This is a genomic window from Brevibacillus porteri (assembly GCF_003013475.1).
Lineage (GTDB): Bacteria > Bacillota > Bacilli > Brevibacillales > Brevibacillaceae > Brevibacillus > Brevibacillus porteri.
The window spans coordinates 14,253-28,563 of sequence record NZ_PXZO01000042.1; the positions used below are offsets into that span (position 1 = coordinate 14,253).

The 14,311-nt window shown below is 46.9% G+C and carries 14 protein-coding genes; 8 read left to right on the top strand and 6 right to left on the bottom strand.

The window, feature by feature from the left end; all coding sequences use genetic code 11:
- Positions 1-29 precede the first annotated feature (29 nt).
- Both C7R92_RS20485 and C7R92_RS20490 read right to left on the bottom strand, forming a co-directional pair.
- Positions 30-2,108 (bottom strand): glycerophosphodiester phosphodiesterase family protein, encoded by a 2,079-nt coding sequence (locus C7R92_RS20485; protein WP_106835454.1) that lies wholly within the window; start codon positions 2,106-2,108, stop codon positions 30-32.
- A 21-nt stretch (positions 2,109-2,129) separates the two neighbouring features.
- Positions 2,130-2,918 carry an HAD-IIA family hydrolase gene (locus C7R92_RS20490; protein ID WP_106835455.1) on the bottom strand — a complete coding sequence of 263 codons (789 nt, stop codon included), beginning with the start codon at positions 2,916-2,918 and terminating at the stop codon, positions 2,130-2,132.
- A gap of 370 nt (positions 2,919-3,288) precedes the next feature.
- Between C7R92_RS20490 and efeO the strand changes: the two genes are divergently transcribed.
- The 7 genes from efeO (at position 3,289) to C7R92_RS20525 (ending at position 11,197) form a co-directional block, all read left to right on the top strand.
- The gene (gene efeO, locus C7R92_RS20495; protein ID WP_106835456.1) at positions 3,289-4,188 is read left to right on the top strand and encodes an iron uptake system protein EfeO; all 900 of its coding nucleotides are present in this window, start codon (positions 3,289-3,291) and stop codon (positions 4,186-4,188) included.
- A gap of 4 nt (positions 4,189-4,192) precedes the next feature.
- Positions 4,193-5,470, top strand: a complete 1,278-nt coding sequence (gene efeB, locus C7R92_RS20500) for an iron uptake transporter deferrochelatase/peroxidase subunit (RefSeq protein ID WP_106835457.1) — start codon at positions 4,193-4,195, stop codon at positions 5,468-5,470.
- 27 nt (positions 5,471-5,497) lie between these two features.
- On the top strand, positions 5,498-7,282 hold the full coding sequence (locus C7R92_RS20505; protein WP_106835458.1) for an FTR1 family iron permease: 1,785 nt from the start codon (positions 5,498-5,500) through the stop codon (positions 7,280-7,282).
- Between the two features lie 222 nt (positions 7,283-7,504).
- The gene (locus C7R92_RS20510; protein ID WP_069849938.1) at positions 7,505-8,434 is read left to right on the top strand and encodes a decaprenyl-phosphate phosphoribosyltransferase; all 930 of its coding nucleotides are present in this window, start codon (positions 7,505-7,507) and stop codon (positions 8,432-8,434) included.
- Between the two features lie 226 nt (positions 8,435-8,660).
- Positions 8,661-9,017 (top strand): SMR family transporter, encoded by a 357-nt coding sequence (locus C7R92_RS20515; RefSeq protein WP_017246668.1) that lies wholly within the window; start codon positions 8,661-8,663, stop codon positions 9,015-9,017.
- A 23-nt stretch (positions 9,018-9,040) separates the two neighbouring features.
- Positions 9,041-9,481 (top strand): divergent PAP2 family protein, encoded by a 441-nt coding sequence (locus C7R92_RS20520; RefSeq protein ID WP_017246669.1) that lies wholly within the window; start codon positions 9,041-9,043, stop codon positions 9,479-9,481.
- A 27-nt stretch (positions 9,482-9,508) separates the two neighbouring features.
- Positions 9,509-11,197, top strand: a complete 1,689-nt coding sequence (locus C7R92_RS20525; RefSeq protein ID WP_106835459.1) for a hypothetical protein — start codon at positions 9,509-9,511, stop codon at positions 11,195-11,197.
- A 334-nt stretch (positions 11,198-11,531) separates the two neighbouring features.
- Here C7R92_RS20525 and C7R92_RS32070 read toward each other — a convergent pair whose 3' ends face one another.
- From C7R92_RS32070 to C7R92_RS20535, 3 genes are read right to left on the bottom strand one after another with little or no spacing between them, the layout of a single operon-like run.
- Positions 11,532-11,687 carry a hypothetical protein gene (locus tag C7R92_RS32070; RefSeq protein ID WP_158265762.1) on the bottom strand — a complete coding sequence of 52 codons (156 nt, stop codon included), beginning with the start codon at positions 11,685-11,687 and terminating at the stop codon, positions 11,532-11,534.
- A 14-nt stretch (positions 11,688-11,701) separates the two neighbouring features.
- Positions 11,702-11,917 (bottom strand): helix-turn-helix domain-containing protein, encoded by a 216-nt coding sequence (locus C7R92_RS20530; protein WP_158265763.1) that lies wholly within the window; start codon positions 11,915-11,917, stop codon positions 11,702-11,704.
- Between the two features lie 13 nt (positions 11,918-11,930).
- Positions 11,931-12,266, bottom strand: a complete 336-nt coding sequence (locus tag C7R92_RS20535) for a sigma factor-like helix-turn-helix DNA-binding protein (RefSeq protein ID WP_106835461.1) — start codon at positions 12,264-12,266, stop codon at positions 11,931-11,933.
- Positions 12,267-12,536: 270 nt separating this feature from the next.
- On the opposite strand from C7R92_RS20535, the gene C7R92_RS20540 reads away from it, so the two are divergent.
- Positions 12,537-13,136 carry a hypothetical protein gene (locus C7R92_RS20540; RefSeq protein WP_106835462.1) on the top strand — a complete coding sequence of 200 codons (600 nt, stop codon included), beginning with the start codon at positions 12,537-12,539 and terminating at the stop codon, positions 13,134-13,136.
- Positions 13,137-13,171: 35 nt separating this feature from the next.
- Here C7R92_RS20540 and C7R92_RS20545 read toward each other — a convergent pair whose 3' ends face one another.
- Entirely contained in the window at positions 13,172-14,131 is a 960-nt protein-coding gene (locus tag C7R92_RS20545) for a DUF4855 domain-containing protein (protein ID WP_106835463.1), read from the bottom strand.
- Positions 14,132-14,311: the final 180 nt, after the last annotated feature.

Below are 14,311 nucleotides of genomic sequence, written 5' to 3' on the forward strand. Positions count from 1 at the left end.
ACGTATCACTCGACTATAACAATTGCTTACTAAGGTAATATTTGGGTATTGTAAAGTTTTTGCGCATAATCCGTAATAATTCCCCCGACTCCCGCCTCGGTTGCCCGCTTCATATCTGCTTCCTCGTTAACGGTATACACGGTCAAAATGATTCCCCGATGCTTGGCGAATCGGATCAGCTCTGGCGTGACAATCTGATAGTTGATATAGTATTGGGCATTCAATTGAACCGCATCTGTTATCTGCTTTTCGGCATACTGTTCCAGCTGTTCCTTTGGCTTGGTCCCGCTCAAGGTAAAGCCTAGTCCCAATTCCGGATTGAGCTTGGCGAAACGCTCCAATACTTCTGAGCTGAAGCTGCTGACAATCACATCTTCAACCATGTCGTGCTCCTTGATGGCCTTTGCCATTTCTTTTTCGTACCCAATCCCCTTTGCTTCCAGAATGACCACCGCTTTGCCCTTGGCCGCTTCCAGCAATTCATCCATGGTAGGAATGACAGCATCGGTAATCTCAGGCTGGTACCAGGAAGGATTGGCTGGATCGAGCTTGTTAGCGTTCAATTCACGCAGTTCCTTCAGCGTGAAATCCTTTACCTTCCCTGTCCCGTTGGTGGTACGCTCCAGATCAAAATCGTGGATCAGGACAAGGTGGCCATCCTTTGTTTTGTGGACGTCTGTCTCGATAATCTCCACACCCAGCTCCATCGCTTCTTCAAAGGCGTACATCGTGTTTTCCGGCTTTAAGGAAGGGATACCTCGATGTGCCATGACCATTGGAGGTTGCGTGATGCTTTTCTCTGGGTATGCAGCAAGCAGCTCATGCACCTCATTTGGATCGTGTGAGACAACCCCCGCCACACCCATCTCGATCATTTCACTCGCTTGGCTATTGTTGGCCCGATCGATTCCCCACACAGACAACCCGCGATTGCGGAAGTAGCGAATGACATCCTCCGTCATCGCCGTTTGCGAGAGAACGATCACATTGGAACGACTGCTTCTGGCTGAGCGTACGAGCTCCTTTTGCTTCTTTTCGTTCAGCTTGCCGTCGATATACACGAGGGCACCACGGTATTCATTGTTTTTCTCCCGCATCTCTTGGACGATTTCCGGTCGGGAAGACACAATGTGCACATCAGAGAGGTCCTCTTTCTGGAGCAGGCGATCGACCTCCCCTACTAATTTCTTGTCCTCGATATGAATCACCGGGATCGCCTTGCCCTCGATCTGGTCCAGTACCTCGTCCAGCGATGTGCCGTCCTGGGTGACGACTCCGTTCTTCCCGGATTTTTTCACCGGAATAAAAATGGAAGACGCTTCGGCATCCAGAATCGTATCGATCTCGGACTTCTTGTCGTACATGGCAATCACAGTTGGCGGAAGGACAATTCCCGTCTTAGGCTCAGGGACAATCAGCACGTCGTCTTTCAGATCAGAGACCGGAATCTTGTCTTTTTGGGCATTCGGTCCGAACAACAACTCACCAGGGGTCGGCTTGGGTTGATCGACAAAATCTCTGGACGCATCATTCGTATCCTTTTCCGTCAGGCGTTCCATCGAGTGCCCACCAGCGACTCCCGGATGAGAGGTGACTCCCGGAACCTTCGCATCCATATAAGCCATCGAATCCACCGTATTGTACTCAGGGTCCATCAGAATGACATGGTCGCCGCCATTCGCCAAATAAATGCTGCCTGTCGCCCAATCCGTCGGCAATAGCTCAGGGACGTCCTCCATGGAGTCGAACAATTCAAAATCAGGCGTGACGCCATGGCGTTCCACGATTCCGTCTGCATAGCGGGAAATGACAATCGTCTGGTAAGGCTCAATCATGGTGCCTTCCGGAAACGCATGCATGCCTTCGTTTCCTCCACGCTTTTCCTCGTCGCCTATCATGTATCCACTCAAATCAATCGGATCGTTGGAGATATTGGTGATTTCGATAAACTCGCCTGTGCTTTCATCAAAAAGGGGATCATTAACAACCTCTGTGATGAGCAAGGTTTTGCTCACCGCACTTTGCGCCATCGCGGGCATACTGCCTGTCACCAGACTTGCTGCCATTAGTGACCACAACCACTTTTTGCTGCTCTTTCCCAACTCCATCTCCCTTGCCTCCTCGTTTTCCTACTCGACTTGCCCCATGGCTTCCATCGTCGGAAGGATGTAATCTGGCTGAATCTCTGTGGCTTCTAGTTCGCGACTGGTCGTCACACCTGTCATAACGAGCGCTGTTTTCATACCGCTGTTTTTCCCGAGTAAAATGTCTGTTTCCAAACGGTCGCCCACCATGACGCATCTTTCTGGCTGCACTTGAAGCTGTTGAAAAACCTGCTCGGCGTAGTACCGGGACGGCTTTCCAGTCATCGCCCAGACAGAGGCTCCACCTGCCGTTTCAATCGCTCTCGCCAACGGCCATGTATCAGGAATGGCACCCCCTGGAACCGGACATAACGGATCGGGGTTCGCTACGATCAGGTGGGCTCCATTTCGCACAGCGTCAGCAGCTTGTTGCAGCTTTTCATACGTAAATGCACGGTCCATTCCGACCAATACATGCGTAGCTTCCTCCGCATCTTGCACCTGCTTTATATGAAAGCTCGCAATCTCTTCCTCCAAGGCAGGCTCCCCAACGATCAGGACACGCGCTTGCTCCGCATTTTCTTGAAGATACAATCCCGCCGCATAGGCAGCCGTCATGATTTCTTCCCGCCGGGCAACCAATCCGAGCTTCTGGAGGCGAGTCTGACAAGCTGTTCTTGTCTGTACCGTCGTATTGGTCAAAAACATGATTTTTTTCTGCTTCTCCCGCAGCGCGGCAAGTGTCTTTTCCACCCCAGGAAGCAATTCATTCCCGAGAAAAATCGTTCCATCCAAATCAAAAAAATACGCATCGTACCTATCTGTATCTAGCAAATCCTCTGCTCGCTCCTTTCATTCGAAAACACAAAAAGCCCTCATACACGGCAATAGCACAAAGAAACAAACCGAACGAACGGTCTTTTTCGAATCTATTGCTGTATGAGGGCTTTCTCCACGTCTCGACCCACTTACAGACGTTATTTATTTGGTTGATAGCTCGATCATAACAAGTCTTTGTTAAGGGATTGTTGAGCTACTTTTGGTTTTATGTGAACAACGCCAAAACTAACCAGTGATCGTTAGCCAAAAAAAGATTGCAAACTGTCTAAGAAAGAGTAAAATTCTTTGTGGATGATAATGATATTCATTATCGACATATAATCATATAATTATGCACTCATATTAGATGAAGGGATGTCTTTTCATGATTCAAAAATGGAGTTATCCACTCGCTGCAGTTGTTCTCGGCTCCGCCTTGCTCGCTGCTTGTGGAAACGCACAAACACAAACCGAAGAGAAAAAACCAGAAACCACTCAGCCTGATAAGCCTGCCGCTGCTGATCAGTCCGCGACAGCGAGTACTGCTTCTGCTCCTTCTCCTGAGCTGCAAGCCTCTATTGATCAATACCGTAAATGGGTCGTTGACCAAACCGACCAATTCGTAAAAGCAACAGAGAGCTTCACCACCGCCGTTAAAGCAGGCGATATGGAAAAAGCGAAAAAGGAATACGCTCCAGCCCGTGCTTACTTTGAGAAAATCGAACCGATTGCTGAATCTCTCGGCGATTTTGACCCGTGGATCGATGCCCGCGAAGGCGATGTGCCTGATAACGAATGGCGCGGCTATCACAAATTGGAGAAAGCACTCTGGGAAACCAAATCGGTCGCTGACCAAGGAAAAGTGGCGGATCAACTGCTACAAGATGTGAAGCAGCTCCGCGTGAAGGTAGAGAGCGTCGAAATCGATGTGCCTATGCTGGTAACGGGTGCGGTTGAGCTCTTGAACGAGGTATCGACGAGCAAGGTGACTGGTGAGGAAGAACGCTATTCCCATACGGACTTGTACGATTTCGCTGCGAACGTGGAAGGCGCTCACGAAATTTACAAAGTATTGAAGCCTGCTGTTACGGCTAAAGACTCTGCTCTTGCAAATGAAATTGAAGCCCGCTTCGCTGATTTGGATAAAGCACTCGCACCATACCGCAAAGGCGACGGCTATGTGCTGTACACCGAGTTGAAGCCAGACCAGGTGAAAAAGCTGAGTCAGTCCCTCGATGCATTGGCTGAACCATTGTCCAAAATGGGTACGATCGTAGGAGGCTAACAAGATGAATGACAAGCATCTCGCAAACACCACAGCGAACAAATTCACACGTCGAGAAGCTTTGAAGTTGGCTGGTGTCGGAGGGATTGGACTGCTGTTGGGGGCGACTGGGGTCAATAGCCTTTTGCCCTCTACTCCTAAAAATGAGCAGACAAGTGCCACTCCGACCGGTGCAGATGAGGTCATTCCCTTTTATGGCAAGCATCAGTCCGGGATCATTACACCTATGCAGGATTTTATCTGCATGGGTGCTTTTGATTTGACGACGACCTCGCTAGGGGATGTCCGCAAGCTGTTTCAAAGCTGGACGCAGGCAGCAGCACACATGACTGCCGGCAAAAACGTCGATGAGGAGAGCGATAACGCCCTTCTTCCTCCTGTCGACACGGGAGAAGCCATGGGCCTGCGCCCAATGAAATTGACGATCACATTTGGGCTTGGCGCTTCTTTCTTTGACGAGCGCTTTGGTCTTGCAGCCAAACGCCCAGCTCCCTTGGTCGATTTGCCTCGCTTCAACAGCGATGAAATGCGAAAAGAATGGTCGGGTGGCGATATTGTCGTGCAGGTCTGTGCCAACGATCCACAGGTCGCCTTCCATGCCCTGCGGAACTTGGCCCGGATCGCTCGAGGCAAAGCTGTCCTCCATTGGCTACAAGAAGGCTTCCAGCGTACCAGCGCATCCGACCCGACTGGCTCTACACCACGAAATCTGATGGGCTTCAGGGATGGCACGAACAATCCGCAGGTGAACGATCCCGCTAACGCAAATGAAATCGTCTGGGCTCACACTGCTGAAAGTCCCGCGTGGATGGCAGGCGGAAGCTACATGGTCATGCGTCGAATCCGCATGCGGATCGAAGTGTGGGATCGCTCTTCCCTCACCGATCAGGAGAATACATTTGGTCGCCACCGTTTAACCGGAGCTCCTCTTGGCAAAGCAAATGAGTTCGACGAGCTGGATCTCGATCGCAAGGATGCCAAGGGCAAACCCGTTGTTCCTGTGGATTCCCACGTCGCGTTGGCCCATATGGAGGGCAAGGTGAAAATTCTCCGGCGCGGTTACTCTTATTCGAGTGGAATGGATCTCAAGACAGGTCAGCTCGATGCTGGGCTTTTGTTCATTTGCTTCAATCGTGATCCGCGCAAGCAATTCATACCGATGCAAAAAAAGCTCGCATCCGTCGATCTGCTCAATGAATATATCACCCATGTCGGCAGTGGTTTGTACGCCTGTCTACCTGGTGCAAGTGAGGGCGGATACATCGGGGACACGCTTTTTTAACCAACTATCTGGGATGGAGTGAACACCTTGAAACGCTATCTGTTTATCATTTGTACCTGCATGCTGCTATGGACATCTGCTCTGTCAGCCGCTGTAGCCGCGCCCCTGGTGCCAGAGCAGCTCAAGCAAATGATCGCCCTTTCCAGCGATGCCTTGATTAGCAGTGGCGATAATAATTGGGAAGAAGTAACCAAAGCGATCAGCAGTATGAAGAGCATCTGGGAGGGCAATTCGGAAGAAACCTCGTCAGATGCACAAGCATTGACGCAAGCAATCGCGGAAGCAGAGCAAGCCCTTGCCCAAGCGAAGGCGAATCCTGACACTGCAAAAGCAGCCATCTCCAATCTGGCAAAAGCAACAGATCGATACGTCTCGTCCCGAGAAGAAGGCGGTCAGCCAAAAGAACGCGCACATAAGCAAATTGCAGCATTGCTACCGCTCTTGCAAAACAGCATGACAGCCATCACGGAAGGCGATCTGACGAAAGCCAAGCAATCGTACAACAGCTTCGTCACCGGATGGTACAAGGCAGAGGGTCTTGTTCGAGCGGAAAATGCCGCAGTCTACGGGGATATGGAAATCAAAATCAGCGGTGCGCGCATTGCCCTGAACACAGAACCACCCGATCCGAAAAAGAGCGCAGAGAAAGTACAGGCACTCATTACTACGGTGGACAATTATTTGTCAGGAAAGGCAGTCCAACAGGCGGCTGCGAATCCTTCTTCTGAGCAGCCGTCCATCTCGTCTCTACTGGAACTCCTTGCATCGGTAGAAACAGATATCGCCAATCAGGATGCAACCGCTGCTTCGGACAAAATGGAGACCTTTATCACCTCTTGGCCCTCTGTTGAAGGCGTAGTCATGACCAAATCGCCTGCTACCTACAGCAGCATCGAAGCCAAGATGGTCGCCATCCCGACACTCATCCTGTCCAATCCCCCGCAATGGGAAAAGGCGACGGCTCATCTTGCAGAAATGAAGACAGAGCTTGCGCCATTTGCGACAGCATCCTCGTACACGGCTTGGGATGCGGGACTCATCTTGTTCCGCGAAGGACTGGAGGCTATCTTAATCATCGTCTCTCTGCTTACGGTCCTGAACAAGTCAGGCAATGCTGACAAGCACAAATGGATCTGGTCTGGGTCCATTGCCGGGATCGTAGTTTCCGCCATTCTTGCCGTCATCCTCAGTTTCGTTTTCTCCACCCTCTCCACAGGCAACTCGCGAGAAACGATTGAGGGAGTAACCGGACTGATTGCCGTCTTCTTTATGGTGACGATCGGTGCCTGGTTGCATAAGAAGTCCAATTTGCAGGCATGGAATCAATTTGTCGAGAAATCTATCGGCTCTTCTTTGGCAAAAGGAGCTCTGTGGTCACTCTCATTCACGGCCTTTCTCGCTGTTGCCCGCGAAGGAGCTGAAACGATTATCTTTTATATGGGGATGGCCGCTACGATCTCCATGACAGACCTGGCGATCGGTATTTTGAGCGCGCTTGTCGTCTTGGCCGTGATTGGCTTTGCCATCATCAAGCTCAGTGCACGCATTCCGGTTCGTCCGTTCTTTTTTGTAGCCAGCCTATTACTCTACTACATGGCGTTTAAATTCGTCGGCGTCAGCATCCACGCTTTGCAGGTGACGGGAAGCTTATCTGCACACAGCAGCGATTACTTGTTGTACGCGCCGACTCTCGGCATTTACGCGAGCTGGGAAACGACGATCCCGCAATTGATCATACTCGTGATCGTCCTTTTCAACTTATTCCTGTATTCGCGGAAAAAAGCAGCCACTCCTATTCCACGGGTGAACTAAAAGAGAGAAAACCTGAAAAACGCAGCTCCTTCATGAGAGCTGCGTTTTCTTGTAAACCCTGATATTATTTTTGGCAATCATTCTTTTATCGCAAGTTCACACTTTTTCTGTTATCGTTAAATTTTTATGGGACAAGTTATGTTACCATATTACAGGTGTAACCTTCTTTTTACATTTTTCGTCATTAGAAGGTACGATTCGATATTAGGATAGGAGTTAGATATGGGGGCAACATCAAATTCTGTTAAAGTTGACGTCAAAACAACGCCACGCGTTCGACAAAATATGGTCTACCTGTTAGTGAAGCAGCTTCGTCCACATCAATGGACAAAAAACCTGCTTGTCTTTGCTGCCTTGCTATTTTCTTTGCACAAAGTAAGTCCGGATGTCATTGGAAAATCCGTGCTGGCTTTCCTGCTGTTTTGTTTTGTATCCGGCTGTGTCTACATCCTCAATGATTTTGTCGATATCAAAAATGACCGAAATCACCCGGAAAAACAGTTCCGGCCCATGGCTTCTGGTGCATTGCCGCCAGCGCTCGCATTAGCATTCGGTGCGTTTTTGCTTCTGGGTTCCCTTTTTAGTGCTTATTACTTTGACCGACTATTCGCGCTCGTACTGTTTGTTTACTTTGTGCTCAACGTCGCTTACTCACTGAAGCTGAAGCATGTAGTCATTCTGGACGTCATGATTATCTCAGCCGGTTTTGTTTTGCGTGCCATCGGTGGAAGTCTCATGATCCAAACTCCTTTCACCCCGTGGTTTTTGCTCTGTACGATGCTGCTCGCTCTGTTTTTGGCCATCAGCAAACGTCGCCACGAGTTGATTTTGTTGCAGCAGGATAAAGGGACGCATCGCAAAGTGCTCGACAGTTATTCCTCCGAATTGTTGAATCAGTTGAACACGATTGTTACAACCATGACAATCATCAGCTATTCCTTGTTCACTTTTACATCAGGACGCACGATTCACTTGATGTGGACCATTCCACTCGTGATCTTTGGTATTTTCCGTTACCTGTATTTGATCACCGTCGCGGGCCAGGGCGGCAGTCCGGAAAAAGTTTTGTTGCAGGACAAGCCGATTCTCATTACGGTGTTCCTGTATGTCGTCATGGTAGCCGGGATTATTTACGTATTTGAATTTAAATAAGGTTATAAGGAAGTTCAAAAAGTTGTCTTTTGATCACGAAGTAGTCTAGAAAGCTATTTCGACATCGAATATGGCGTTCACCTCCGAAGTCCGGTACTCATGTAGTTTACCTACACTGCGCTCCTCCTTCGTTCGGTTCTCGCCATCTTCTCGGTGCTGAAAAGCCAACTTTTTGAACGTGTTTTTAATAGGAAGTTACTTGCTCAGATAGGTTGTGGATTAAGCTATGCCATCCATTGTTCTAATCATCATTTCCGTGGTCCTCAGTGCGTGTGGACAAGTTGCAATGAAGATGGGCGCATCCTCGCTCACCAGCAACAATGACATGCTGCTACTGAAGTTCCTCCACTATTTCACGAACCTGCCGATTATGGTGGGACTTACGCTTTACGGACTTTCTGCGTTTATCTGGATTGCTGCGCTGGAAAAGGTGCAGCTCTCCTATGCTTATCCCATGGCAGCACTCGGATACGTGTTGGTAGCTGTAATGTCCTTCTTGATCTTCAACGAACCGTTGTCCCTTACACGTATTGTCGGTCTGGCGATTATCGTCGTGGGCGTCGTCGTCATTTCTCAGTCATAATCTTCACGTAGAGGAGTTTTATCATGTTTTATGCGGTAGCGCCGTTTATCGGCTGGCTTGTGTCCGGAATAACCAAATTTTTGATTAATTACCTCCGTTTTGGGTCCCGGGCCAAAGAAATGGTCGGGAACGGCGGGTTTCCCAGCACGCACACAACCGTTATGGTCACGACTGTGTTTTTGATTGGCTTGCAGGAGGGCTTTACTCATCCTGCATTCGGGCTGGGTGTGGCTGTGACGTTTATTGTGATCATCGATGCGACTGGATTGCGCAGAGCGGTAGGAAAACATGCAGAGGCACTCAACAAGCTCGCAAAGGAACATCCGGACGTGTTTCCCGCCAAACCTTTGCGCGAAAGCATGGGACATACCAGATGGGAAATTGCCGGGGGTCTGGTGCTCGGGGTACTGCTTGCGACCGTATTGCATCTGCTGGCAGCGAACCTCCCTACCCTCATTGGCTAGTAGATTCGTAGACAGGAGATTATGTTCATGAATAACCGTACAGCTACGTACTCGTTCCTGCTTGGGACGGCTTTGCTATTGTTTATGGCTACGATTATGCTTAGCACATCCGTTTTATTTTTGTTCGGCGTATCCGTGACGGCCGCCAGCTTTTGGATTGGCCTCGTTGCGGCTTTGGCTGCGATGGGCGGGATGGTGTCGGTCTTCGTAAGTTCACGTCGACGGGCCTGGTTTTTCTCCCTGTTGGCTGGATTGCTGATTGTTTCAGGCATCAGCTACTCCATCAGTGCCAATACGTTTGATCTTTCTTTTGACGGGCAAACGTATCATCAAGAAGCAATCGTGAAATTAACCAACGGCTGGAACCCGGTTCATGACCAGCCCATCGTCAAGCCTTCTGGTTCAAAAGAAGTGGGAGAGATGGATAATAGAGAGGTTCTCTCGGCCTTTCACCTGTGGATCAATCATTACGCCAAAGGGCCTTGGATGCTCGATGCAGTCATGTATAAACTGACTGGTCAGATCGAGGTTAGCAAAATATTTAACCTGTTGTTGATTGCATCGTCCTTTTTCCTGACACTCGCTGCGATCCGAACCGCTTTTCCAGAGAAAAAAGGGGCGGCGATTGCCTTCGCGCTGCTCGCAGCGTTCAATCCCGCGGTGATTACGCAATCGACTTCCTTCTATATTGACGGACAGCTCGGCTCACTCGTGCTCATCATTTGCGCTCTCGGCTATCTGCTGTATAAGCGCTACCATGTTTGGACGCTACTAGCGCTATGCGCAACGCTCATGCTGCTGGCGCAGATCAAATTCACGGCATTGGGGTATGCCGGATTGCTCGGCTTGGCTATTCTCGTGCTCTTCTTTTTCTACGATCGCCGACAGCACATCAAGAGCATGCTCGTGTGGCTCTCGGTCAGTCTGGTTATCACTGTAGGGGTTGTTGGGTACAATCCGTATGTCACCAACACGCTAACGAAGGGACATCCGTTTTATCCGTTAGCGGGCAAAGGTGCCGTTGATATCATGACCTCGAACAGCCCGCATGGCTTCAAGGAGAATACGAGCATTGAGAACCTGGCCTTGTCTCTTTTCTCCAAATCGGAGAATATTGCAACACCCAATAGTCCTACACTGAAAGTACCGTTTACGGTCACCCTGAAGGAGCTCGCTGTGTTCTACTCTCCTGACGTGCGGGTAGCCGGATTCGGACCGCTTTTCGGCGGGGCTGTCATTGTCACATGTCTGATTCTCGCCGCATTATTGTTGGGGACCAATCGTAAAAAAGTGGCCCCTTTCTTGTGGATCAGTTTCGCACTCTTCGTAACGATGCTCATTAATCCAGAAAGCTGGTGGGCGCGCTATGTCCCGCAGCTTTGGCTGATTCCGCTCTTGATTGCTCTGGCCATCTGGGATGTACAGAAGGGCTTTATCCGCCATGCAGGCAAGGTCCTGATTGTCGTTTTACTCGCCAACATGGTGATGGTAAATGCTTCTCATATCATTGGACAGTCTGGTGCCAATGCATTAGTGAAAAAGCAGTTGGAAGAGATTAAGGCAAGCAACAAAACGCTGGTCGTAGACTTCCACCATTTCAACGCGGTGAAAGTACGTTTGCAAGAAGCTGGTATTCCTTTCGTCGAGCAAAAGCTGGATAAAGGCGAAGAGGTCAAAGGATTTATGACTACGCGTGCAGTTTATCTCTTAAAGTAATGAGTAATCCCCTTCACAACCAAATGGAAGGGGATTTTTGTTTTTACTATGATCGCTGGCCAAAATGTTGACCACTTTGCTCACCAAAAAGTTACCCACCTGACAGACTGAAGGTAAATCGGAATTGACTCCAATTCAGTTCCTCCACCTACTTCTTAATTGATTTTAGCTCATTAGACAATTTTTGTTGACTTATGAATACCTGGACCAAAGCAGCACTCGATACAAGTAATAACATCGTAGCCAAGAGGCATCCTCCTATTCACAGTAAGATAGAAGTAGAGGGAAAAGCCCCTTTCACTTCTACAATTTATAGAGAGAAGGAATAACCACCTTACGGTGATTCTTCTTTTTCGTCATTCTTAGTGGCACGTAATGTTACATTAATCAAATCACGAATTTGTACTTGCAACTCAACATGCTTATGGATCACCGACAAAGTCAAAATTGCGATAAGTATTGCAATTTTGACTGTTACTGTATCATTCATTCAATAGCCTCCTTTTATGTAGGAGTGGCCGTTGATTTTATCAGCTCCACCAACATTAGCTTTAGAGATTGCATGCTATCCTCATGTGGCATACGAATAAACCAAGTCATTTTTTTCATATCGGGTTCGTAGTGCTGGATTAAAGCCTCAATTGCAAGCGGATTTCCTTTTTGAGCATCATCAACTAATTTATAAAAGTCTATTTCGGATAATGTCTCAGCTATTACCACACTACTCCCCCTTTTAAGCATATACGAGTTTATTTCGCAACCGTTGTAGAGCCTGTACTTTACATGCGTGTAGTCGAGAGGGAGAAAGTTCTAACCTCTTTGCGACTTCTCTTTCAGATCTACCTTCAATGACCACCTGTTGAATGATGAAACGTTCTCGTTCAGGTAGACTGTTAAGCAATTCCTCAACAAACATCTGGGAATCAACTTCTTGCGTATGACCGATGTCCCACTTTTCGTTGGTAAACTGAATTTCCATACGATATTTTTTCTTTGCCTCGTATTGCAACTTCCAAGCTGATCGTTTCAACTGCTGCCTTATCTTCTCCTCAAGTGATTGTTCTGTCATATAATCCCCCCTACCTACTAGGTAAAATAAATGGGTATTTGCTCACAGATTTTTGAGAAAAAAGGAGATCATACGTTCTGTTATACCACAAAAACTGGCAATTTTCGCCATGAATTTCAATATTTTGATACGTTATTGCATCATAGTTCCATGAGTATTTAGGATCATTTTCAAGCAGAATTCTTTATAACACTTTGATAAACGGAACTTTTTCCCAGTTGGGGCGTCTAACAAGTAAAGCGGGAAATTAACTTAGGGAAGGTATTAGCCGTGGTAAAAACTTCGCTTCTCACTTCATTGGCCTTGGCCATTTCAATTGGAATTTCAGGAATTATTGCTCCGTCAGTTTCTGCGAATACTCCTATACCAATTCAAAACGTTCAGTCCCAGCCTTTGATTGAACATGTAAAATCCATAAAAACAGAACATAAAGGTATTTTCTCAACTGCAATTACTGAAGAATGGTTTAACCCACAAAATGGTTTTCTACGAGAGGACAATTTTGTAAAAGAACAAGAAAAAATCACTTTAAAATCCAAAGTACATCAATACCCTAACCAAAAATCACTGTTTAAAGAAACAATTGACCGGTATCAAGACAAGGATATTTGGACGTATTTAGGTGTTGAGACTTTAAATGGGCAGCAAGTTAAAAAGATGAAAACCATTATTGAGCCGAAAAGTGGTATTTATCACATCGTGTATGTGAGTTCATCTACGGGGTTACCCATAAAAGAGGATAAATTTGATAACAAGAACGATTTATTGGCTACTTATGTCTACTTTTATGATCAAGTAACCGATCCGAATGGTGAGATCTTTAAGGTTAAGGAGAAAAATTTAGAGATCGATCTGCAAAAAACGAAGTGATTATCACTTCGTTTTTTGCATTTTCAACTATGCGATTACACTTCGTAGAAATTGTTGATTGCATCAAAAAGTGAGTTATTATTTAGAAGGTTATGCGTCGATCCAGCGTAGAAAACCATTGGCGCTTCTTTGACAATTCCAGAGAATGTATCAACATAGTAATCGAACCTGTCAGATCGGCTCTTGCGATAATTATCATCACCTTCCATGGTTACCCCAATTAATGCTGTGGCCGAAGTCTTTCTTCCACCTCCAACAACGTCTCCATCTAAATCATAGACCTTTTGACGATTGGCACTATCAAACACTTTATCCACGTTATCTTGGTAAGGATCGCCTTGAAAATAGTATTGTGGTTGGATGCAAATGATATCAAAAATGTCTGTTCTGTTTGCGATTACCCCTAGATTATGAGTGATATTCTCTGCGTACGTTCCGAAGCCATAGTATGGCGCCCACATAAACTCTTTTTTATGTGTATTACGTACTCTGTAAGCAAGATCATTCAACAATTTAACCATTTTGTTCGAGGTCGGATTTGAACTGCTGATTTTCTGATCAATTGGGAAAATCGTTTCTGTTCGGAAGTAAAATCCTTCGATACGGTGCTTCCATTCCTTTTCACCTAAAATTTCGATACATGTGTCTTCTACTTTTCGCATAAAGGATCGATAGTCGGAATAAAAATCATCGATATTTTTAATTGTAGTAATATCATTACTAAGTGCTGGCAACGAAATATACAAGTCTTTATGGTCTACATCCGATGCTTTGTATTCAGGTAAAAAATTAGCAAGATCATCAATCATTTGATCAATTACAGCATTACGGTCTGACTTGCCCTTTCGATAGTCAAAAAACACTCTATCCATGTTTCCCAGGTGGACTACGAAATCATGAATGTTGGTACCGGCAAATTTATTTAACATTTTAGTTGTTACTGTGCCATAACCTTCGCCTGTATAAAGATGAATCCCACGCATTCCTTTAGACATATTTACAACACTCCTATTTTAGATTCGGCGTAATTTTGACCGGTCATCATTTCGCCTTCACTATCTAGGTAAAAAAAAGAAGGGTTTGCTCACCCTTCTGAAAAGATTTTTGGAATCAAATTTGTTGTTGAACGTGGCGTGTATCCGCCTAGCCACTTTTCTCAAATCAATAGGAACAAA